Genomic DNA, 21,428 nt, shown 5'->3' on the forward strand with positions numbered 1-21,428 from the left:
TCAGCGCGACAGGTCGCTGACCTCGCTGGGCGACATCAGGTTGACCGGGCGGGCCAGCTGCGTCGGGGCGATGCGGCCGCGGAGTTCGACGGTCTCACCGACGTTCCAGCACAGCGCCTCTGCGTCGAGCGCACCGCTGACCGCGATGGCCGACGCCAGCACGTGCCCCTGCTCGAGCTTCGCGAGTTCGGTGAGGCGCGCGGCCTCGTTGACCGGATCGCCGATCACCGTGTATTCGAAGCGGGCCTGCGCGCCGATGTGACCGGCGATCGCGCGGCCCGCCGACACCCCGATGCCGAAGTCGGTCTGCCCGAGGACCTTGATGAGTTCGTCGTGCAGTTCCCGCGACGCGGCCAGCGCGGCGCCGCACGCGTCCGGGTGCTCGATCGGGGCGCCGAAGATGCACAGCGCCGCGTCGCCCTGGAACTTGTTGACGAAGCCGCCGTGCCGGTTGACGGTGTCGACGACGACGCGGAAGAAGTCGTTGAGCAGGTTGACCACTTCGGCGGCAGGGATCGTCGAGGCCAGCGTGGTGGAGCCGACCAGGTCGACGAACAGCACCGCCACGTCGCGCTCCTGGCCGCCGAGTTCGGTGCCCCGCTCCAGCGCCCGGCGGGCGACGTCTTCGCCGACGTAGCGGCCGAACAGATCGCGCAGCCGCTGCCGCTCGGACAGGTCGCGGACCATGTCGTTGAAGCCGGCCTGCAGCAATCCCAGCTCGCTGGCGTCGTAGATCTGCATGTGGGCGTTGTAATTGCCGCGCTGCACCTCGCCGAGCGCCCAGCGCAGCTGCCGCAGCGGGTCGGCGATCGACATGGCCACCAGGACGGTGCCGGCCAGGCCGATCACCAGCGCGGCGATGGCCAGCAGCAGGATCGGCATGGTCAGCCGCTCGGCGGGCGCCTCGAGGATGTCGAACTGGCTGGCCACCAGCGCCAGCACGATGGCCAGCACCGGGACACCCGTGGACAGCACCCAGGTGAGCACCTGCCGCAGGATCACGCCGGGGGCGCGGAAGTTCTCCGGGACGCCGCCACGCAGCGCCGCGACGGCGACAGGACGCAGGACCCGTTCAGACTGCAGGTAGCCGATGATCGCGGTCGCGGTGGCGCCCAGGGCGGTGGCGACCGCCACGACGGGCGCCGACTTACTGGCCACCGGCCAGCTCGCGACGATGAACACGATCGACCCCAGGCACCAGTTCGCGACGCTGATGACGGTCCGGTAGAAGGGCATCCGCAGGGCGCGGGCGCGGGCCAGCTCGGTGGTGGCGGGATCGCCCTCGGCCAGCAACGCGTCGCGGCGCTGCCACCGGATGACCGGAATGAGCAGCCGCAGGCTCAGATAGGCGCCGACGGTGAACGACACGAACAGGTAGCCCAGGAAGATCGCCAGGTTGAAGGCGGGCAGATCCTGGAGCTGCACGCGGTCCTCGGGTGGCAGACCGAACCGCAGGAACCCGAGCACGAACAGCGCGCCGATGATGTCGGCCTGCAACATCCCCAGGGTGAAGACCGGCCACGGCGTACGCGCCACCCACCGGACGAATGCGCTGATCCGCCCGATCGGTATCGCTTCAGACGCCACCCGTTAACCGTATCGGGCGAAGGCGACGTTGAGCGCCGCTGTCAGCGAGTTGTGTCGGCCTGACCACTACTGTTGGCGGCGATGGCCGGAGTTTTTTCCCGTTTGGTGGGTCAACACGCAGTTGAAGCGGAGTTGGTGGGCGCCGCGCAGGCCGCCCGCGGTGACGCCGCTCACAGTGCTGCGGTGACGGGGACCATGACACATGCGTGGCTGATCACCGGCCCACCGGGGTCCGGGCGGTCGATTGCGGCGCTGTGTTTCGCCGCCGCCCTGCAGTGCACCTCCGACGGGGTGCCGGGTTGCGGGGAGTGCCGGGCGTGCACGACGACGATGGCGGGCACGCACGCCGACGTGCGGCGGATCATCCCCGAGGGCCTGTCGATCGGTGTCGACGAGATGCGCTCGATCGTGCAGATCGCGTCGCGCCGTCCGGGCACCGGACGCTGGCAGATCGTGGTGGTGGAGGACGCTGACCGGCTCACCGAGGGCGCGGCTAACGCGCTGCTCAAGGTGGTGGAGGAACCGCCGCCGTCGACGGTGTTCCTGCTGTGCGCGCCGTCGGTCGACCCGGAGGACATCGCGATCACGCTGCGCTCGCGCTGCCGGCACGTCGCGCTGGTGACGCCGTCGGTGGAGGCGATCGCCCAGGTGCTCATCGAGGGCGACGGCATGTCCGAAGAGGACGCCCGCTGGGCGGCGTCGGTGAGCGGCGGGCACGTCGGCCGGGCGCGCCGGCTGGTGGTCGACGAGCAGGCGCGGGACCGGCGTAAGCGGGCGCTGAGCCTGGCGCGCGATGCGGCCACGCCGTCGCGGGCGTACGCCGCCGCCGAGGAGTTGGTGGCGTCGGCGGAGGCAGAGGCCAAGGCGCTGTCCGTGGACCGCAACGAGTCCGAGGCCGAGGAGCTGCGGACGGCGCTCGGTGCGGGCGGGACGGGTAAGGGCACGGCCGGGACCATGCGCGGGGCGACGGGGGCGATCCGGGATCTGGAGAAGCGGCAGAAGTCGCGGCAGACCCGGGCGTCGCGCGATGCGCTGGACCGGGCGCTGATCGACCTGGCCACGTACTTCCGGGACGCGCTGTTGGTGTCGTCGGGGGCCGGGCATGTGCAGGCCAACCATCCGGACATGGCGGACAAGGTGGCGGCGCTGGCCACGCATGCGCCGCCGGAGAAGCTGTTGCGCTGCATCGAGGCGGTGCTGGAGTGCCGCGAGGCGCTGGCGGTCAACGTCAAGCCGAAGTTCGCGGTCGACGCGATGGTGGCGACCGTCGGGCAGGCGTTGCGGGACTGACTTTGGTGGCCGGTGGGCGCTGCCGTAGACTCGTGCCGCCCGGTGCGAGCCGGGCACGCCGCCTTAGCTCAGTCGGTAGAGCGATTCACTCGTAATGAATAGGTCAGGAGTTCGATTCTCCTAGGCGGCTCTCATTTTTCTACGCCGAGCGCACGGTTGTTGACGTGCCCTCTCGGTGTTTGCGTACAACAACCGTGCAGTCAGTACACCTGCGTCAGGAAGTCGTCGACCAGCGGCACCACATCGTCGAGATGGGTCTCCAGCAGCCAGTGCCCGCCACCGAGCAGGTGCAGTGGGGCGCCGGGCAGGTCGCGGTGATACGCGCGGGCGGATTGCTCGGGCATGTAGCCGTCGTGCGGGCCCCAGACAATGAGTGTGGGCGGTCGGTGCTCGCGCAGGTAGGCCTGTTCGTCGGGGAACCACTTCAGCGTGTTGGGCTGGTCCTCGAGCAGGCGGATGAGGTTGGCGATGCGCTCGGGGGTGTTCATCAGCGTCCAGTGCAGGGTCCACAGGTCGGGGCTGATGCGGTCGGCGACGTCGGCGGGTAGCTCGCCCCTGAACTCGGTTTCGAAGCCGTGGAGGGTGACGTGCTGGGCGATCTTGCGACGGGCGGCGGGGCCCGGGTTGCTCCAGGACTTCTTGAGGAAGTCGTACTTGGGGCCGAAGGCGTCTTCGTAGATGTCGCCGTTCTGAATGACGAGCCCGGCGACTCTCTCGGGGTGGGCGAGGGCCAGTCGGAATCCGAACTGCGAGCCGTAGTCGTGCAGCCAGATGACGTACCGGTCGAGGTGCATCGCATCGACGAAGGACTGCAGGAAGTCGGCGTAGGCGGCGAACGTGTAGCCGAAGTCGTCAGCCGAAGGTGTTGCGCTGTAACCGAATCCGGGAAGGTCCGGGGCGATGAGGCGCCAGCGGTCGCCGAGGGCGGCCATCAGGTTGCGGTAGACGTACGACGACGCCGGGTAGCCGTGGGGGAGCAGCAGGACGGAGGCGTCGGCGGGGCCGGCGGCGCGGTAAAAGGTGTCGATGCCGGCGACGGTGATGCGGTGGTGGGTGACGTGGCTCACGTGCCTTCCAACACCTCGCGGGCCGCGTTCAATGCCGAGTTGGCGCTGGGGAATCCGGCGTAGCCGCTGGCGTGGTAGATCGCCTCGGCGATCTCGTCCTCGGTCAGGCCGTTGTTGAGGCCGATGGTGACGTGAGCCTTGAATTCGTCGGTGGCGCGTAGCGCGATGAGGATTCCCATGGTGACGAGGCTGCGGTCGCGGCGGCTGAGCCCTTCACGGGTCCAGAGCCGACCGAAGATGTTGTCGACGCCGATCTCGAGAAGGTCCTCGCCGAAGCGGCCGTCTTTGGCGAATTCTTCGCCTTCGGGCAGCGCACCGCTGAGGAGTTCACGGAGGACTTGGTAACCCTGTTCGCGCGCGTCTGTCATGAGACCCAGGGTGGCATGGCTACTGCGATGGAGCTTCCGGCCAACCTGGACTCGCAGGTGCTGTTGGGAAGAAGTCACGAGGGTGGGTGCCGTCGATGATCTCGGCACGGACGGCCGGCGGATCAGGTGCTTTGTCGACGCACTTCTGCCTGTCGGCCTCGTAGCTGGGCCAAGCTTCGGCGAAGCCCGGGTCGCCCACCCTCCAATAGGTGAGCATGCCGCGGACGCGCCAGGCGCCGAAGACGTCATCGACGGGGTCGGGGCGCGGGCCGGCTTGCGGCGGCATCGATGGCGAAGGACCTGTCAAGCCAACCCTCGTGACGGATATCCCGCGTTCGTCCTTCGGTCCAGCGCGTGCCACGCTTCGGTAGGACCGGTCCTCGGTCTCAGTTGCGACGCGATAGTTGTAACTGCAGACCACGGCAGCGACTTCGTCATTGGTGCGGTCCATGGAGAGAATATGGCGAGTGACATTCCCTACCGAAGGCGTCTTGCTCGGGACATCGAGGGCCGGCCTGGTTACCCAGAGTTCAGAGCCGTTGTCGGGCACCGCTTCCTCGAATCCGGGATACGCATAGGCCTCGCCCGCATTCTGACTAAGCGTGAAAGTCACCGGTGTGAAATCACTGACTGGAACTCATGAACGTCGCCCTGAAGTCGGTCACGGCGTCGGTCAATCGCGGGCTCTTTGAAAGGAAGACGCTGAGCTGATTCGTGTATTCATCCCAGGATGATTCACCGAGTTGGCCGCGCACTTCGTTAGGCGAGAACAATCTTGCTCCGTCGAAGAACTGTGGCGATATATCACTGTTGGGACCATTTATCAGGCCGCTTGCGAGGCGATACTGCAATTGCGCGGCAACATCGCCGACATCAAGCGCATACTGGCCAACCGATTGGAAACCACTGGATTTGGCGGCACCAAGTAACCGCGCGGCACGCATCAAGGAGACGTTGCGAGGCTGCACCGAGGCGGGGTCCGCCACCGCGGACTGAGCGAAAGTCGATTCGTAGTCATCGACCAACTCGGCCAACGCAGTGCTCAAATGCTGCGCTGCCGCCTCTCCGGTCCGCAGGGCGGCGAAGACAGCCACAGTCCTTGGCATCGCGCCGTTCACTGGATCGAGCGGTTCGAAGTCCGAAGTGCCGCGAGGATCGCCGACCATCGCCCCTAGGTAGGGAATGAGAGCCGCCGCGTAGCTCTCGGTGAGTTCTGGATTAACTTCGCCGATCGATCCGCTTGTCGTATCATTGCCCGCGCCCCCTCGAAGTTCATTCGAATTGTTGGCAACAAATTGGGCGAGGGCCCGTGCGGTTTGGCCAGCCATAGCACGCCGACCGGCTTCCGTCGAAGTTGCGTCGTCGGGTATCCAGCTGAAAAGAGCTGTGACTCGACCACTCTCGCCTTCCCACGAATGCGAAGTCACCTTCTCTAGGAATTCATCACCGCCTGGCGATGTGAGACGGTCGTGAACAGTCTGTGGGGACGAGTCGACGGGCAGATCGGGTGCTCCGTCGGAACACGCGCTCGAAAGTCCAGTGGCGGTGGCTACGCAGAGAAGGACTATGAGCATTCTCCGGAGATTGGCGAGGTGTCTCATCGGGGCATCTCGTTCGGTCCGATGCCCGTGATGTTGCCGAAACTGAATTGAAAGTCGGTAGAAGCGCCTATAAGAGATGGATACTTGGACATGTAGGTCTGAAGTTTGTTCGAGTAATCGTCCCAGCCCTCTTCGCCGTACAGACTCCTCACTTCAGCCGGCGTCATGAGAGGTCCGGCGCCGTTGTTGTGAAAGTAGGTGGCTGGGATGTCCGCGTTGGGCGCATCGACCATTCCTGCGGCGATCGTGTACTGAGCCTGCGTCACTGCAACGCCAAGGTCTCTCTGATCTCCGTTAGGCCCAACATCGGTTGAACCTGTGCCGAGAGGGAAGTCGCGTTCATTCGGTTCCGGACCGATAAAGCCGTCTTGAAGCGCCGCTGCAACGCGGTCTCCGCCCGGAATATTGGCCGCGACGGTGTCATATGCGGCGCTCTTCAACTCCCAAGCTGCTTTGGCCTGGTCGTAGGCGCTCAGTCTTTCATTGACATTGTCGGCCTTGGTCTGAATGTCGGCGCCAGCGTCGATAAGTCCGAGCATTCGGCCAGCTTTTCGCAGGTCGTCGGACCGCGGATCTGTGCCCTCGATGACGGGGTTTTCAGCGGCGGCTGACGCGAAGCTTGTCTCGTACTGGGCGGCCTTCAAGTAGGCCTGGCCATTGAAGTGCTTGGCAGCGTCGGGATCCGAATCTATGACTGCGAAGACATTGCGTGTGTTGGGCATATCACCTCCGAGGCGATCCAGTGGGTCGAAGCCATTCGCGAGACCCGCATCACCCACCATCGCCGCTTGATATGGCTCGAGTCCTTGGCCGAACGCCCGGACGAGTTCGGGGTTCACTTCACCGATGGTGTGGTGGCCAGGAAGGTCGAGCAATTCGCCACCATGCACACCGAGGTATCGGCCATAGGCTTCAGCGGTGTCGGCAGCGATCTGTGCTTCGGGGCCGTGGGTGTTCCGAGTCCACTCGAAGAGATTCCCTGCGGCTTCGCCGTTGTCGTCCCAGATCCGCTCGGTGACGCCCTTCATGAACTTGTCCGGGTCAATTCCTTCGATATGGCCGTCGCCGTTCGTGATGGCGTCGTGGATCGCATGGTGATCGGGCGAGACGGCATTGAACACATCGGAGACCACTGGGTCAATGTATCGAGGCCGCTGATCGTCCGGCAGGTTGTATTCCTCTGCTCCTTGTCGCCACGCGTCGGAGTCCATGATGTCCGCCGCTTTCCGCAGCATTCCACGATCAATTTCCGTATTGGTTTGGAATTTGTCGTCGCCGTCCTGCACGATGCCGGCGATCTTCTCAAGCTCATCCGATTGCCAAGAGTCAGGGGCGTTCAGCGCTTCTTGGACGCTGCGAGGCAGCTGGTCATATCCGCCCTTCACCGGCTGGCTCGGGTCATCCAGAGCGCCGACCTCTGTTTCGGTCTTAGGGAACTGGGTGTCGGGGTCGCTCATGAGCTGCCATGAGTCGCCAATGATGTCTTTGTGGTCGCCGAGCTTCTGCTCGACTTCGTGCAGACGATCGACGCTCATGCCCTGCTGTTGCGCCTGCATCTGGCTCAGGTATGACCCCTGTTCGGGAGTCAAGGGCTGGCCGGGTTCTATGGAGTCGAGTACTTCATCGACGCGACCGGCGGCCTGCTCGTCACCCGCCAAGGCCGCCTGAACGTCTTGCTCGGCTTGTCGGTCCGATGGGGTCGGCCCCATCTCCTCCTCGTTGGAGACCAGTTGAATCTCCGGGTCGTCCTTATCGTCCTTCTTTTCGTCCTTCTCGCCGTTGCCGAACTTCTGATCGCGCGCCAGCGCCTCGAATTCCGGGCCCAACTTCGCGATGTTCTGCGCCACCGTGTTCGACTCGGCGTTGGTCTTCTGCACGACCTCGGTCAGCTGACCGAGCCCCTTGTTCGCGATCTGCATGAGGAACATGTCGCGCTGCTTGCCCGGCGGGATGCTGTTGGCCGCGTCGGTCACCCACTGCTTCACCTGGTCGAGATTCTGCCGACCGGTCGCCACCACCTGCGCGGACTGGTCGACCTGCTGCGCGATCTTGCGGTCCAACTCGGCCAGCTGCGTGAACACCTTCTGGTGGTCGGTGTTGGCCTTGTCGTAATTCGCCGCCGCGGCCCCGGACCACTTCGATCCCGGCGCCGCCGCGGTGACCCCCGAGCCCAGCGTGGCCAGTTGCGGGCTCTTGTCGAAGTCCGTGCCGCTTTGCGGGGTGCCCTGACCGAAAGTCTGCCTGGCGTTGTCCCAGGTCGTGTAGAAACCGTCGAGGGCGCTCACCGCCGCGTCACCCCGCCGCGTCGCAACATCATTTGCCCAGTATCCCGTACCCCGGACCACCACGGTGGCACGAATTCGCCCGGACCGGGCAATATGCACATCGACGGCACAGCGGTGCTCGGGCCGGCGCCGATAGCGTGACCGGTGGTGATTCCGGTCGGTCGGTGTTGGCCCTAACGTTCAGCTTCGTGGATGTGGCGTGCTCACATCGAGAGGTTGCTGCCGCGATGCGTGACGGTGGTAGTCAGTCCGTGCAGGAGGAGGTCCAGACCGCGGTCGAGTTCGGCGGCGCCGTCGTAGGAACCGATCACGGGCGCCAGCTCGCGTAGGAGCGGGAATTCGGTGAGGGGCAGGCGATGCAGACCCAGGCGCAGGACATGGTCTGATTCCTCGGGACGTTCCACGATCTCTTGGAGTTCGTCCAGAATGTGGCCGTGCAGGTATCCGAAGAGCACTCGGTAGATGTGCAGGGCATCAGCTCCGGTGAACCCTGCGCCGGTCAGCAGCGTCAGGACCCCTTCCAGGGGCCGCAGCGTTCCCGGCGGACGCCGCCCGAGCGGGGTCGCCAGGGGGCGCGTGACCAGCAGCGGCACCACGTTGGGGTGCGCCAGAGCCAGCCGACGGAAGTCGTGAGCGACCACACGTAACTGATTGGCCCAGTCCGGGTCCGCACTGTCCACGGTGAGTTGGCTCAGGACGACTTCGACGACACCGTCGAGCACGGCGCCCTTGTTGGGAACGTGCCGGTAGAGCACCGTCGGATCCCGCTTCAGCGCCTCACTGAGACGTCGCATGGACAGACCGCTCTCTCCATCGCGATCCAAGATCGTCAACGCCGTCTGCAGTATCAGCGAGCGTGAGATCGGACCGCCGCCGAGTCTGGTGTCCAGCACTTCGCCGTCATTCACGTCGGCGATGCGATCCTTCCGTTCGGTCATCGTTGCGCCTTTCTGCCCACTCAGGTGGTTGACAACAGCATAGACGAACGACGTAGGTCAACGGTGTTGACACCACTGGCCAGTGGGGTGTCTACTAAGGACCTACAGATCAGAGGCGCCACATGATCGTCATCGTTGGATTGATCTTCTTGGGCGCCGCCGCGATCGTCGCCGTCGTGGGGTTACTGAGCAACGCCGGACCGGCACACCAGTTGGCCGACGGCTTCTCTCTCGTCGGCTACACGTCACGGGTTCCAGGCACGCTGTTTCTCTCCGGCATCGCGGTCGGAGCGGTCGCGCCGCTGGGTCTTGGCCTCGTGCTTGGCGGCGCCCGCCGTACCGCCAACCGCGGTCGCAAAGCTCGCCGCCAACTCGCGGTGTCGCAGCGCGAAACCGCGTTCATCAACCGCGAGCACGTCGACGCGGGCGCATCCACCGCGACCGCGTCGCGGACCGCCCCGACCGCCCGACCGCGCAGCGGCGTACTCGGCCGGTGGCGACGCAGGCAACCGGCCAAGACCGCGCGCGTCGACCGGTCCTGGTAGTGGTCACCCCGATTCCGTTTTAGTCGGCCAACGTGGTCGAACCATCACCAAGCGAAGGATTCACCATGACCATCGGTAAGACGATCGCCCACCACGCCGAAGCCACAAAGGGCGCTGCGAAGAAACTGATCGGCCGCGCGAGCGGGGTCACCCGCCTGCGTACCCAGGGGCGTGCCGGACAGGCCAAAGGGAACTCCAAACAGTCAGGGGAGAAGGTGAAAGACGCTTTCAGGCTTTGATTCCACGTCGCACCTGCGACTGTGCAACTCTATAGAAACAAGGTCAACATCATGGTCGTCCTCGGAATCCTCCTCATCGTTCTTGGGCTGCTCCTCCCGACCCTGGTCCCCACGTTTGCCTTCGCCCATGTCCTCTTGGTCATCGGGATCATTCTGCTCATCGTCGGTTTGATACTGATGGTGGTCGGACGGATGGGACATGCGGTCGGCGGCCGGCGTCACTACTACTGACCCCAGGCCGCCGAGTGCCGGAACGAAGTCAACTAATCCTGCTACACCGCAACGTCTTTCAAGCAACTCAACTGCGAACAATCGCATCACTAACACAACACAAGGAAATCATCATGACCACGAACACCATTGTTCTGATAGTCGTCGTAGCGCTGGCGGCGCTAGCGCTCGCAGCCGTTGTCGCCTGGGCGGCCCTCAGCAAACGAGACCAGCAACGTCACGACCAAGCAGAAACGATCCGCGGCGAGGCCAGAGACGAGAGCCGGCACGTCACGCAACGCGAAGCCCGCGCCGAGGAGACCGCAGCCAAAGCTCGCGCCGCTCAGGCCGAAGCTGACGTCAAGGCCGCTCAGGCCAAGGGGTTACAGCAACAGGCTGCCGGTCATCGCCACGAGGCGACCGCCTCCCGCCAGGAGCTCAACGAACAGTTCCACCGCGCCGACACACTCGATCCCGCTACCCCCGCGCCGAACGGCCGCAACGCCGCGCAGGACAAGCAACAGTCCACCGGCGGCACTCGATGAACCCGGCGCAATCCAGCACCTCAGCGTCGACTGCCCACACCGCGGTTCAGCCAACGGATCAGCACCTCAAGATCGTCAATCTTGCGCTGACAGAGCAGAACAGCCCGCGCTACGACGTGATGATGCGGCTCTGCCGTCCTCTGACGAGTTACGAGATTCATGAACTCATCGAGCACCGCTCGATTGGCCTCGACGTCTCGCCCGATGACCCGTCACAGCTCATAGCAACTCATACCACCCTTGAAGAGGTTCGCGACCGGTTGCCCGAGTTCCACGAACGTCTGGCGGCAGCGGCAGCGAATGGCCATGCTGCTCAGGACGCGGCTCACCGGGAGGAGAAGGCCCACAACGCGGAAGAAGACCGACGCCAGCTCCTGGTCAGCGATATCAACGCCGCCCTTGGCGCGTGCGCACACACCCACGATCCGGCGGTGGGTGTGGTGTGACCGGAGCCGCAACAGATCTCGCTCAGAACACCGTCTTCGAGCACGTCGCTCGAACCGGGTACGTCGTCAGCGGGTTGCTCCACGTCATCATCGGATACCTGGCCATCCAGATCGCTCTGGGTACCGGCGGTGGTAGTGCGGATCAATCAGGAGCCTTGACTGCTCTGTCGACTAAACCGGGCGGGATCGTTGCGCTCTGGATCGCCGTGATCGCCCTTGTGATCATGGCGTTGTGGCGGCTCGCGGAAACAGCGCTCGGCCGCTCAACCGATCCGAAGGACCAAGGGAACATGCCGGAACTCCTGGACCGGGTGAAGGCATTCGCGCTCGCGGTCGTTTACTTCGGCTTCGCCTACTCCACCTTCGGATTCGCACGCGGTGCGGGGCAATCCACCGGTGACACGAATGCCGGTCTGAGCGCTCAGCTCATGCGAACCACCGGCGGCACGGTGGTGCTCGTCATCGCCGGGATCATCATCGCCGCGGTTGGTGCATACCATGTCTACAAGGGCGCCAGCGGGAGCTTTGTTGATGATCTCCACGGGACGCCCAGCGACTTGGTGCACCGGCTCGGTCTCGTCGGTTATGTCGCCAAGGGCCTTGTCATCACGGGTGTCGGGGCGCTCGTGATCATCGCCGCGAGCTTCTCCGACCCCGCCAGAGCCACAGGACTCGACGGCGCACTGAAAGCGCTTGGCGGCCAACCATTCGGAGCGGTCCTTCTGGTTGCGGCCAGTCTGGGAATCATCACCTACGGTCTCTACAGCTTTGCCATGGCTCGATACGCCAAGATGTAACGCTGTACGCCAGCATGTTCGAGGCGGCCTGCTTGAATGGTTGCTGGCGTAGGCCCTCGCCCGGCTGCCCATCAGTATCCCGTACCCCGGACTACCTCGGTGCCACGAATCCGACCGGACCGGGGGATATGCACACCGACAACGCCGCGGTGGTCGCACTGACATTGATTGCGTCACCGGCTCCCGGCAACCGCACGAACACCCGATTCAGTCCCGGCCGCACCGGAACCTTCACCTGCGGGCCCTCCGAGAGTGCCATCATCAGCGAGCCGTCGCTGTTCGCCAGGTAGTTGATCTCGGCCGTCCAGTCCGCCGGCAGCAGCGGCCCGTCCAGCGGCATCCGCACCGGGAAATCGGGCTGCACCAGATACCCGCACTGCGGCGCGGGCCCCTCTCTGATCGCCCGCACCCATGTCACCAACGCGTCCACCACATGCCCGTTGCGGTCCAGCATCCGCAACTCCGTGGTGCTCGACGCGAACTCCGGACGATCGTCGAGCAACGCGAACATGTGGCTCACCATGTTCTCCGGCGCCGCCACCCGCTGCATGATCAGCGGGTCGACCTCCTGGTCGAGCATCGGCTCGTCGACCTCCGCCAGGCCCGCCCGCACATTCGCCACATACGCCGGCACCGGGCTGTCCCGCCAGATCCGGTCGAACGTCACCGTCGAATACAAGCTGCTCGCCACGAAGGCGACGGCCAAGCCGACCACCACCGCGGTACGGCGACGCGACGTGTCCAGCCATCGCGCGCCCGGCCGGTTCGGCGCGCAGAACCCGACGGCCATCAGCAGCGCCAGCACCACCACCAGATCCGGCAGGTACCGCAGCGTCTGCGCCAATTCGAGCGCGGTGAACCGCGACGACCGCATCAGGTAGATCGGCACCTGACACGCCACCGCGTAACCCGCCGCGACCGCCCACACCGGCCCGATCCGCTGTTTCCGCGCGAACGACACCGCGACGGCGGCCGCCAGCGCCACCCACCCCAGCACCATCACCGCCACCGGCGGCGTCGCCCACGGCGACGCCGGTGCCCATCGCTGCCAATCCCACGGCCCGCCAACCAGTCCCGGCACGATGCCGTGGGTGAACGACCGTGCCAACAGATCCCACGTCATCGCCAGATCGAAACTCCACCGCTTCTGGTCGACGACGAGCAGATACACCCCGATCCACGCCGCCGTCACCGCCAGCGCGCCGATCCACAGCCGCAGCCCGCGCCGCCACACCGTCGCCACCGCGGCCCGCTCACCCGTCACGTACGCCAGCAGCGCGACCACCGCGAACGCCACGAACGGGATCACCGCCGCCTTCTCGAAGAACAACAGCCCGCCGATGTACACGGCCAGAGCCGTCACCGCGTACCGCTGCCGCCCCGTCCGCACCAGCAGCACCGCGTCCGCGCACACCCACGCCAACGCCGCGAGCATCGGCAGCGAGTTCAGCGCCGCCGCCCACCACGCGAACCCGGGCACCGCCAGGGGTGTGAACAACGCAAAGCTCAACGGCAGCAACAGAACCGGCCGCCACCCCAGGATCACGTACAGCGCGCGCAGCAACGCCAGCGACGCCAGCAGCTGCAACACCACCAAGCTCAGCGCCGGCAGCACCCACGACCACGGCGCCACCCTGGTGATCGCCCCGGAGATCAGGAACGCCGCCGGCATCACGTGGCCGTCGTGGTCGTCGAACAGGAACGACGGCGACAACAACCCCTGCGTGCCGGCCCGCCCGATCAGGATCAGGTCGTCCCAGTAGAAGTACCCGCCGAACGCGAGCACCGCCCGTACAGCCAGCTGCACCACGATGAGCACAGCGGCGGCACGGGCCACCCGGTTCAGGACTGCCCTGCTCCCGGATACCCGGCGCCCGCCGCCTGACGTGCCGCCCACGCCGAGGACACCATTTCGTCGAGTGAGTGGCGCATCTTCCAGTCGAGGTCACGCGCGGCGAGGTCGCCGTTGGCGACGATCCGCGCCGGATCACCGGGACGCCGCGGCATGATCTGCGGTTCGAAGTCGACGCCGGTGGCCGCGCGAATAGCGGTCATGATCTCGCGCACCGAGGTGCCCGCGCCGCTGCCGAGGTTGTAGACCGGCTCCACCGGTTCGCCGTTGTCGAGCCGACGGGCCGCGGCGACGTGCGCGAGAGCGACATCGCTCACGTCGACGTAGTCGCGCACGCAGGTGCCGTCGGGGGTGGGGTAGTCGTCGCCGTTGATGCGGGGCGTCTCACCGCGGTAGAGCATGTCGAAGACCAGCGGGAAAAGGTTGTGCGGGCTCTTGTCGAACAGCTCGGTCGACCCCGACCCGACGACGTTGAAGTACCGCAGGCTGGTGTGACGCAGCCCGGACGCCCGCCCGGCGTCGCGCAGCAGCCACTCGCCGATCAGCTTGGTCTCGCCGTACGGGGACTCCGGCCGGGTGGGTGTGGACTCGTCGACCTGCTGGCCGTCCGGGGTGCCGTAGGTGGCGGCGCTCGAGGAGAACACGATCCTGTCGACGCCGACGGTGTCCATCGCCTTGAGCAGCGTGACCATCGCCGACACGTTCTGCTCGTAGGTGTGCAGGGGGCGCTGCACCGAGACCCCGGCGTATTTGTAGCCGGCGATGTGGATGACGCCGGTGACGGCGTGTTCACGCAGCGTCTGCTCGACCAGTGCGGCGTCGAGCAGGGTGCCGCGCACGAACGGCACGGACTCCGGCACGAACTGCTCCAGCCCGGTGGACAGGTCGTCGATCACCACGACAGGCAGGTCAGCCTCGCCCAGCGCGCGCACGACGTGCGAGCCGATGTATCCGGCTCCGCCGGTGACCAGCCACGTCATGTTGTCCTCCTTCGTCGAACACGCAGGATATGCGCACGGTCGTTCGTGCCTGCAAGCCCGGCGAGGTGCACGGCGATCCCGACCACCGGACCGCACAGCAGCGCCACCACGGTCCTGGTCTCCAGATCCAGCGGCAGCAGCAGCAACAGCACCGCAGCCACTGTCGCACCCACCCAGCCGATCGCGTACGTGCGGTGCATGGCCGCGGCGACCGTCGCGGCGCCGGTCAGCGTCAGCAGCGCGATCGCCACCGCGGCCGCGGTCAGCCAGGCCAGCAGCGCGCCGTCGGCCCGGTACTGCTCACCGAAACCCGCTCGCAGCAGCCACGGCCCCAGCAGGCCCGCGGCGACCACGCCGACCACACCGATGCCGAGCACCACCGCCGCCGGCGCGATGAGTGCGCGCAGGCGGGCGGTGCGCTGATCGACGAAGTGGGCGATCAGGTTCCCCTGCATCGCGGTCAGCGGCACCAGCAGCGGCGCGCGGGTCAGCGTCACGGCGAGGATCACCACCCCGCCGGTGGCGCCCAGATCGTCCGACGTGGCCTGCAGCAGGACGGGGAAGCCCATCACCAGGACCGCGCTGGCGCCCGCGGCGGCGATGGAATGTGCGGCACCGCGCAGGAACGTCGCCGTGCTGCCCGGCGTCCGCAGCCGCGCGGCGGCGCGGGTGGCGGGGGAGCAGGCGAGCAGCAGCAGCCAGGCGATCGCGCCGCCGACCGTCGCCCACAGGAATCCGCCGAGACCCCAGCCGACGACGAAGGTGGCCACGGCCACCAGCACGCGGATCACCGCGTCGGTCACCATCAGCGCCCCGTACTGGGTCCACAGGTTCGTCCCCGCCAGCATTCCCAGCAGTGTGGCGTGCAGACAGAAGCCGGCCAGCCCGGCGCTGAGCAGCAGCACCGAAAGCCATTGCGCGGCAACGAATACGTGGCCGACCCACAGCGGCGACGTCGCGATGATCAGCATGGCCGCGACGACGGCGACCACCGCCGCGACCCGCATGGGACGGGTGTGCGGGCCGTCGGGCGGATGGTCGGCCCGCGCGTCGCGGACTTCCCGTGTCGCCTCCTGCAGCAGGCCGAACGCCGCGCCGCTGGCCAGGCCGAACGCTCCCCAGAACACGCCGAAGACCGAGAAACCCGCGGGTTCGAGATCGCGTGCGGCCAGGTAGAGCACCGCGTACCCGCACATCGCGGTCACGGCGGTCGCCACACCCACCCGCGCCACGCTGCTCCGCGTGACCGGGCCGGTCGACGGCGCCGCGTCGGTCACAGCCTCGGCAGATCCTTCGCGTAGAGCCAGGCGTCCCACAGCGGGCGCAGCGACTCGTCGGTGTAGTTGGCCGCCAACCCGGTGAAGTCGTCGGTGAACGCGGTGCCGTGGCGGTGCCGCGCTGTCCAGTCCTGCAGCAGGGCGAAGAACTTCTCGTCACCGATGCGGGTGCGCAGGACGTGCAGGGTCAGCGCGCCCCGCTTGTACACCCGGTCGTCGAACATGTCCGCCGGGCCGGGGTCGGCGAGCAGTAGATCCTGGGGCAGGTCGGCCAGCCGTGCGTGATAGTGGTGTGCCCACTCGCCGGCGCTGCGGCCGCCGGAGTTCTCCGACCACAGCCATTCGGCGTAACACGCGAAACCCTCGTGCAGCCAGATGTCGCGCCAGCGCCGCACGGTGACGGAGTTGCCGAACCACTGGTGGGCCAGTTCGTGGGCGATCAGCCGCTCGGACCGCCGTGTGCCGTTGCAGTGGTTGGCGCCGAAGATCGAGATGCCCTGGGCCTCCAGCGGTATCTCGAGGTCGTCGTCGGTCACCACCACGGTGTAGCCGCTCGCCAGTGGATACGGCCCGAACAGTTTGACGAACAGCTTCATCATCTGCGGCTGGCGGCCGAAGTCGTGGTCGAAGTGGCGGCGCAGCCGCGCGGGTAGCGCAGCCTGTATGGGCACCGGCGTCTTCGCCAGCCGGTGCATGTCGTACATGCCGATCTGCAGGGTGATCAGGTAGGTCGACGTCGGTTCGGGCTGCTCGTAGGTCCACACGGTGTGACCGGCCCGCGCGCGCCGAGACGCCAACTCGCCGTTGGCGATCGCGCGGTACGGGCTGTCGGTGCTGATCTGGATGCGGTAGCTGGCCTTGGAGCTCGGGTGATCGTCGCACGGGAACCACGAGGCCGCCCCGTTGGGCTGTCCGGCGACCAGCGCGCCGTTCGTCAGCTCCTCGAATCCGACGTCACCCCAGAGGGATTCGATCGGTTCAGGGGTGCCGTTGTACCGGACCTCCACCACGAGCGCCGCCCCGGCGGGCAACGGCGACGGCAACTCGACCCGCAGCTTGTCGTGCGCGCAGGAAAACCGTGCCGGCCGCCTGCCGTTGACGGCCACCTTCGTCACCTTGAGGTTGTCGGCCAGATCGAGGGTGAAGGTCCGCAGCGCGGCCAGCGTGACGGCGGTGATGGTCGCCGAACCGGACAGCCGGTTGATCGAGACCTTGTACTCCAGGTCGAGTTCGTAGCGCGACACCCGGTACCCGAAATTGCCGGTCTCGGGCAGGTAGGGATCGATGATCGCCGCGGCGCTACTCGTCTTCTTCGAACGCGTCACGCGGCGGAGTCCTCGGGGCTGCGGCTTGTCCGCTTCTTCTTCGCCGCGCCCTCACCGCGCTTCTTGCGCAACACATCCCACGGAGCGATCGGGTTGCCCTGCCACCGGGTGGAGGCGGGCACCTCGTCGCCGCGCATGACGAGCGACCCCGGCCCCACCGTCGCACCCGCACCGAGGCGGGCCGCCGGCAGCGCCACACAGTGCGGGCCCAGCGTGGCGCCGTCGTCGAGGACGACGGTGTCCATCCGCATGATGCGGTCGTGGAAGAGGTGGGTCTGCACCACGCACCCGCGGTTGACGGTGGCGCCCGCACCGAGCGTGACGAGATCCGCCTCCGGCAGCCAGTACGTCTCGCACCAGACGCCGCGGCCGATTTTCGCGCCGAGGCCGCGCAGCCACAGGTTCATCACCGGTGTGCCGCTGGCGGCGCGGGCGAACCAGGGCGCGGCGACCGTCTCGACGAACGTGTCGGACACCTCGTTGCGCCACACGAACGACGACCACAGCGGGTGTTCGATCGCCTCGATTCGCCCGATGACCACGCGTTTGGCGAGGACGGCGATACCGCCGGCCACCGCACCGGCGACCAGCAGGACCACACCGCCGAGCAGCACCGTCCACAGGTACCCGAGATGAACGATCAACGCCTGCAACGAGAGCAGCACGCCGACGCCGATCGCGAACGTGACGATGACGGGGATGAGCCGGCAGGTCTCGACCGCCGCGCGCATCGCCTTGAGGCGGGGCGAGGGATGGAAGGTGCGCAGCGCGTCGGCCGCGGTGGGCTGCCGCCGCAGCCGCACCGGCGGGCTGCCCAACCACGACGAGCCGGCCTTGGCCTTGCGCGGCGTCGCCGACAGCACCGCCACCAGACCGTCGTCGGGCACTTTGCGGCCGGGCTGAGTGATGCCCGAGTTGCCGAGGAACGCGCGCCTGCCGATGGTCGCCTTGGCGACGTGGATCCAGCCGCCGCCCAGTTCGTAGGACGCCACCATGGTGTCGTCGGCGAGGAACGCGCCGTCCTCGACGACGGTGAATTTCGGGGTGAACAGCGCCGTCGAGATCTCCGTGCCGTCGCCCACCTGCGCACCGAGCGCCCGCAGCCAGCCCGGGGTCAGCAGGCTGGCGTACAGCGGGAACAGGTAGGTGCGGGCGGCGTCGAGGAGGCGTTCGGTGGCCCAGACCTGCCAGCCGATCCGGCTGCGCACCGGGTGGTAGCCCTCCCGTAGCCCGAGCGACAACAGGCGTACGCCCGCCACCGTCAACGCGGCGTAGGTGAGCAGCGCGGCCAGCGTGGCGACCGGGGTCCACAGCAGCGCAGGCAGGACCGCGTCGAGCACCGAGGTGGTGTGCCGGACACCCCAGCCGATGACGGTCAGGCCGACCGCGAGCGCCGTCAGCGGCAGCCCCGCGAGCAGGACCGACGTCACCCCGTAGACCGCCACCCATAGCGCGGCGCGCGGCGGGCGGTGGCTCGGCCACGGGTGGCGGGCCTTGCCCGACTTCACCGCGGGTGAACCTGTCCAGTACTGCCCGTTCTTGACCTTGCCGACTACGGCCGATCCGGCGGCCACATCGGCGTTCTTGCCGATTACCGCGCCGGGTAGCAGGGTGGTCCGCGCGCCGATGGTCGCGTCGTTGCCGATGGTGATGTGCCCGACGTGGAAATGGTCGCCGTCGACCCAGTGGCCGGAGAGGTCGACCTCCGGTTCGATCGAGGCGCGGTGGCCGATCTTGAGCATGCCGGTCACCGGGGGCGGCGAGTGCAGGTCCACTCCCTTGCCGACCGAATTGCCAAGGGCGCGGGCGTAGTACACCATCCACGGCGCACCGGCGAGGTTCTCGGCACCGCTGGCCTGCGCCAGCCGTTCGGTCAGCCACACCCGCAGGTGCACCGCTCCGCCGCGGCGGTAGGTGCCCGGCTGCAGGTTGCCCAGCAGCATGCGCGCGAACAACACCGCGATCCCCATCCGACCGATGGGGGAGACGAACAGCACGAAGCCCGCCAACACCACCCACCAGTTCAGCGGAACCACCCACGACACCAGCGAGAGCTCGGCGGCGACGTTGTTGAGCAACGCCAGCCACACCACCCACTGCAGACCGGTCAGCGTGGCCAGCGGCAACGACAGCGCCACCTGCGCGGCCTGCGTCAACCGCGGTGTCGGCGCGACGTCGCGGGTGACCACTTGCGCGGGCGGGTCCAGTTCGTCGAGGTAGCCGGCCAGCGAGCCGAGGCGCGGGTGGTCGTAGAGGTCAGCCACCGTCACCGTCGGGTAGCGCCGCCGCAGCGCCGCCACCAGCTGGGCCGCCGTCAGCGAGCCGCCGCCGCACGCGAAGAAGTCCGCCTCCGGACCGTCCACGGGTGCGGCCAGCACGTCGCGCCACAGCGCCGCCAGCCAGCCCATCGTCCCGCCTAGCTCCGGGGCTTCGTCCTCGGCGCCCTCGACCGGCCACGGCAGCGCGTCGCGGTCGACCTTGCCCGAGGTGCGGGTGGGCAGTGCGTCGACCCGCACGAGCCGCGGCACCAGCGCCGCGGGCAGCGCCTCGGCGAGCGCGGCGCGCGCGGCGTCCAGATCGAACGACGGGTCGGCACTGGCGATGTAGCCGACCAGCAGCGGCGTGCCGCCGGCGGTGCGGCGCACGGCCGCCGCGCCACCGCTGACACCGGGCAGGTGCACCAGCGCGGAGTCGACCTCCCCGAGTTCGATGCGCCGGCCGCCGACCTTGACCTGATCGTCGGCGCGGCCGAGGAAGTACAGGCCCTCGGGCGCCAACCGCACCAGGTCGCCGCTGCGGTACGCGCGCTCCCAGCCCAGCGTCGGCATCGGGGCGTACTTCTCGGCGTCCTTGTCCGGATCGAGGTAGCGGGCCAGCCCGACCCCGCCGATGACCAGTTCGCCGACCTCGCCGTCGGCGACCGGCATCCCGTCCTTGTCGACGACCGCCAGATCCCAGCCGGGCAGCGGCAACCCGATGCTCACCGGGCTGCGCCCGTCGAGGCGCGCCGCGCACGCCACCACGGTCGCCTCGGTGGGCCCGTAGGTGTTCCACACCTCGCGCCCGTCGACCGCGAGACGCTCCGCAAGCTCCGGAGGGCAGGCCTCGCCACCGAAGATCAGCAGCCGGACGGCTTCAAGGGCCTCGGCCGGCCACAGCGCTGCGAGGGTCGGCACCGTCGAGACGACCGTGATGTCGCGCGACACCAGCCACGGACCAAGGTCCATGCCGCTGCGCACCAGCGAGCGCGGTGCCGGCACCAGGCAGGCGCCGTGCCGCCACGCCAGCCACATCTCCTCGCACGACGCGTCGAACGCCACCGACAGCCCGGCCAGCACCCGGTCGCCGGGGCCCAGCGGATTGTCGGTGAGGAACATCTTCGCCTCGGCGTCGACGAAGGCGGCCGCGCTGCGGTGGGTGACGGCCACACCCTTGGGCACCCCGGTGGACCCGGAGGTGAAGATGATCCACGCGTCGTCGCGGCTCAGCGGGGCCACCGCCCGCCACCCGCGGGACGAGCCCGGCCCTCGGACGAGCCCCTGTTCGGTGATGACGGCGACGACGTTGGCCTCGCTGAAGACCAGGTGCGCGCGTTCGTCGGGATCGTCGGCGTCGACCGGCACGTAGGCGGCACCGGTGGCCAACGCGGACAGGATCGCGACGTAGAGGGCGTAGGTGCCCGAGGGCATCCGGATGCCGATGCGGTCGCCTCGGCCGATACCGCGGGCGGCCAGCCACTCGACGCTGTCCTCGATGTCGGCGACCAACTCGGAGTAGGTGAGCTGGACGGTGCCGTCGTCGATGGCCGGCGCATCGGGATACCGGGCGGCGGTGTCGTACAGGATGTCGACGAGGGTGCGCGGCGCGGCAGCGAAATTCGACTGAAGGTACTGATGGGGAATGTGGGCGCCCGGAACCGCTGCTGTCACCACTTCAAACTACTAAGCAGCCCGCCCGACGAACCGCACGGCGCGAGCGCCGGGTGGTGACAATTGGGTCAAGGCGGGTATCCCCCCGCCGGGACAGCAGTATCGGACCCCGATTGGCCTGTCCGGCGACGGCCGGGCACAATCGGC

The 21,428-nt window shown here is 67.5% G+C and carries 19 protein-coding genes and 1 tRNA gene; 8 read left to right on the forward strand and 12 right to left on the reverse strand.

The window, feature by feature from the left end:
* Positions 1 to 1,587: an adenylate/guanylate cyclase domain-containing protein gene (locus tag G6N30_RS23820; RefSeq protein WP_134056861.1), complete on the reverse strand. Its 1,587-nt coding sequence runs from the start codon at positions 1,585 to 1,587 to the stop codon at positions 1 to 3.
* 81 nt (positions 1,588 to 1,668) lie between these two features.
* Between G6N30_RS23820 and G6N30_RS23825 the strand changes: the two genes are divergently transcribed.
* The gene (locus tag G6N30_RS23825) at positions 1,669 to 2,877 is read left to right on the forward strand and encodes a DNA polymerase III subunit delta' (protein ID WP_134056859.1); all 1,209 of its coding nucleotides are present in this window, start codon (positions 1,669 to 1,671) and stop codon (positions 2,875 to 2,877) included.
* 57 nt (positions 2,878 to 2,934) lie between these two features.
* A tRNA-Thr gene (locus G6N30_RS23830) sits at positions 2,935 to 3,007 on the forward strand.
* 70 nt (positions 3,008 to 3,077) lie between these two features.
* Here the strand turns inward: G6N30_RS23830 and G6N30_RS23835 are convergent.
* The 6 genes from G6N30_RS23835 to G6N30_RS23860 all read right to left on the reverse strand — a co-directional run bounded on the left by G6N30_RS23835 (position 3,078) and on the right by G6N30_RS23860 (position 9,136).
* The gene (locus tag G6N30_RS23835) at positions 3,078 to 3,944 is read right to left on the reverse strand and encodes an alpha/beta fold hydrolase (protein WP_134056857.1); all 867 of its coding nucleotides are present in this window, start codon (positions 3,942 to 3,944) and stop codon (positions 3,078 to 3,080) included.
* Positions 3,941 to 4,312, reverse strand: a complete 372-nt coding sequence (locus G6N30_RS23840) for a carboxymuconolactone decarboxylase family protein (protein WP_134056855.1) — start codon at positions 4,310 to 4,312, stop codon at positions 3,941 to 3,943. The genes G6N30_RS23835 and G6N30_RS23840 overlap by 4 nt, the downstream gene beginning before the upstream one ends.
* 19 nt (positions 4,313 to 4,331) lie before the next feature.
* Positions 4,332 to 4,925, reverse strand: coding sequence for a hypothetical protein (locus G6N30_RS23845; protein WP_134056854.1), 594 nt, complete (start codon positions 4,923 to 4,925; stop codon positions 4,332 to 4,334).
* 10 nt (positions 4,926 to 4,935) lie between these two features.
* Entirely contained in the window at positions 4,936 to 5,640 is a 705-nt protein-coding gene (locus G6N30_RS23850) for a hypothetical protein (protein ID WP_134056852.1), read from the reverse strand.
* Positions 5,641 to 5,909: 269 nt separating this feature from the next.
* Positions 5,910 to 8,198 carry a TPR repeat domain-containing protein gene (locus G6N30_RS23855; RefSeq protein ID WP_134056850.1) on the reverse strand — a complete coding sequence of 763 codons (2,289 nt, stop codon included), beginning with the start codon at positions 8,196 to 8,198 and terminating at the stop codon, positions 5,910 to 5,912.
* 203 nt (positions 8,199 to 8,401) lie between these two features.
* A complete protein-coding gene (locus tag G6N30_RS23860; protein WP_134056848.1) occupies positions 8,402 to 9,136 on the reverse strand; it encodes a TetR/AcrR family transcriptional regulator C-terminal domain-containing protein in 735 nt (244 codons plus the stop codon).
* 122 nt (positions 9,137 to 9,258) lie between these two features.
* Here G6N30_RS23860 and G6N30_RS23865 point away from each other — a divergent pair, with 122 nt between their 5' ends.
* The 6 genes from G6N30_RS23865 to G6N30_RS23890 all read left to right on the forward strand — a co-directional run bounded on the left by G6N30_RS23865 (position 9,259) and on the right by G6N30_RS23890 (position 11,918).
* Complete coding sequence (locus G6N30_RS23865; protein ID WP_134056846.1) at positions 9,259 to 9,681, forward strand: hypothetical protein; 423 nt, start codon at positions 9,259 to 9,261, stop codon at positions 9,679 to 9,681.
* A gap of 65 nt (positions 9,682 to 9,746) precedes the next feature.
* Entirely contained in the window at positions 9,747 to 9,920 is a 174-nt protein-coding gene (locus G6N30_RS23870) for a CsbD family protein (protein WP_134056844.1), read from the forward strand.
* Positions 9,921 to 9,971: 51 nt separating this feature from the next.
* Entirely contained in the window at positions 9,972 to 10,151 is a 180-nt protein-coding gene (locus G6N30_RS23875; RefSeq protein WP_134056842.1) for a DUF6131 family protein, read from the forward strand.
* A 113-nt stretch (positions 10,152 to 10,264) separates the two neighbouring features.
* Positions 10,265 to 10,675: a hypothetical protein gene (locus tag G6N30_RS23880; RefSeq protein WP_134056840.1), complete on the forward strand. Its 411-nt coding sequence runs from the start codon at positions 10,265 to 10,267 to the stop codon at positions 10,673 to 10,675.
* Positions 10,672 to 11,121, forward strand: coding sequence for a hypothetical protein (locus G6N30_RS23885; protein WP_134056838.1), 450 nt, complete (start codon positions 10,672 to 10,674; stop codon positions 11,119 to 11,121). Before G6N30_RS23880 ends, G6N30_RS23885 begins: the two co-directional genes overlap by 4 nt.
* A complete protein-coding gene (locus G6N30_RS23890; protein WP_134056836.1) occupies positions 11,118 to 11,918 on the forward strand; it encodes a DUF1206 domain-containing protein in 801 nt (266 codons plus the stop codon). The genes G6N30_RS23885 and G6N30_RS23890 overlap by 4 nt, the downstream gene beginning before the upstream one ends.
* Before the next feature lie 91 nt (positions 11,919 to 12,009).
* Here the strand turns inward: G6N30_RS23890 and G6N30_RS23895 are convergent, their stop codons facing one another.
* The 5 genes from G6N30_RS23895 to G6N30_RS23915 are packed head-to-tail and all read right to left on the reverse strand — an operon-like array spanning position 12,010 to position 21,284.
* A complete protein-coding gene (locus G6N30_RS23895; protein WP_134057546.1) occupies positions 12,010 to 13,764 on the reverse strand; it encodes a hypothetical protein in 1,755 nt (584 codons plus the stop codon).
* The gene (galE, locus tag G6N30_RS23900) at positions 13,761 to 14,750 is read right to left on the reverse strand and encodes a UDP-glucose 4-epimerase GalE (RefSeq protein WP_134056835.1); all 990 of its coding nucleotides are present in this window, start codon (positions 14,748 to 14,750) and stop codon (positions 13,761 to 13,763) included. The genes G6N30_RS23895 and galE overlap by 4 nt, the downstream gene beginning before the upstream one ends.
* Complete coding sequence (locus G6N30_RS23905) at positions 14,747 to 16,027, reverse strand: hypothetical protein (protein ID WP_134056833.1); 1,281 nt, start codon at positions 16,025 to 16,027, stop codon at positions 14,747 to 14,749. The genes galE and G6N30_RS23905 overlap by 4 nt, the downstream gene beginning before the upstream one ends.
* The gene (locus tag G6N30_RS23910) at positions 16,024 to 17,352 is read right to left on the reverse strand and encodes a M1 family metallopeptidase (RefSeq protein ID WP_134056831.1); all 1,329 of its coding nucleotides are present in this window, start codon (positions 17,350 to 17,352) and stop codon (positions 16,024 to 16,026) included. The genes G6N30_RS23905 and G6N30_RS23910 overlap by 4 nt, the downstream gene beginning before the upstream one ends.
* Positions 17,349 to 21,284, reverse strand: a complete 3,936-nt coding sequence (locus G6N30_RS23915) for a Pls/PosA family non-ribosomal peptide synthetase (protein WP_163687774.1) — start codon at positions 21,282 to 21,284, stop codon at positions 17,349 to 17,351. Before G6N30_RS23915 ends, G6N30_RS23910 begins: the two co-directional genes overlap by 4 nt.
* Positions 21,285 to 21,428 lie beyond the last annotated feature (144 nt).

The sequence above is a fragment of the Mycolicibacterium litorale genome, from assembly GCF_010731695.1.
GTDB classification, from domain to species: domain Bacteria; phylum Actinomycetota; class Actinomycetes; order Mycobacteriales; family Mycobacteriaceae; genus Mycobacterium; species Mycobacterium litorale.

What these genes read in the sequence shown, in the direction of transcription:
- G6N30_RS23885 (WP_134056838.1), top strand. Translation starts at nt 10,672, where the DNA reads ATGAACCCGGCGCAATCCAGCACCTCAGCGTCGACTGCCCACACCGCG.
- G6N30_RS23875 (WP_134056842.1), top strand. Translation starts at nt 9,972, where the DNA reads ATGGTCGTCCTCGGAATCCTCCTCATCGTTCTTGGGCTGCTCCTCCCG.
- G6N30_RS23860 (WP_134056848.1), bottom strand. Translation starts at nt 9,136, where the DNA reads ATGACCGAACGGAAGGATCGCATCGCCGACGTGAATGACGGCGAAGTG.
- G6N30_RS23840 (WP_134056855.1), bottom strand. Translation starts at nt 4,312, where the DNA reads ATGACAGACGCGCGCGAACAGGGTTACCAAGTCCTCCGTGAACTCCTC.
- galE (WP_134056835.1), bottom strand. Translation starts at nt 14,750, where the DNA reads ATGACGTGGCTGGTCACCGGCGGAGCCGGATACATCGGCTCGCACGTC.
- G6N30_RS23850 (WP_134056852.1), bottom strand. Translation starts at nt 5,640, where the DNA reads ATGGCTGGCCAAACCGCACGGGCCCTCGCCCAATTTGTTGCCAACAAT.
- G6N30_RS23825 (WP_134056859.1), top strand. Translation starts at nt 1,669, where the DNA reads ATGGCCGGAGTTTTTTCCCGTTTGGTGGGTCAACACGCAGTTGAAGCG.
- G6N30_RS23870 (WP_134056844.1), top strand. Translation starts at nt 9,747, where the DNA reads ATGACCATCGGTAAGACGATCGCCCACCACGCCGAAGCCACAAAGGGC.
- G6N30_RS23880 (WP_134056840.1), top strand. Translation starts at nt 10,265, where the DNA reads ATGACCACGAACACCATTGTTCTGATAGTCGTCGTAGCGCTGGCGGCG.
- G6N30_RS23865 (WP_134056846.1), top strand. Translation starts at nt 9,259, where the DNA reads ATGATCGTCATCGTTGGATTGATCTTCTTGGGCGCCGCCGCGATCGTC.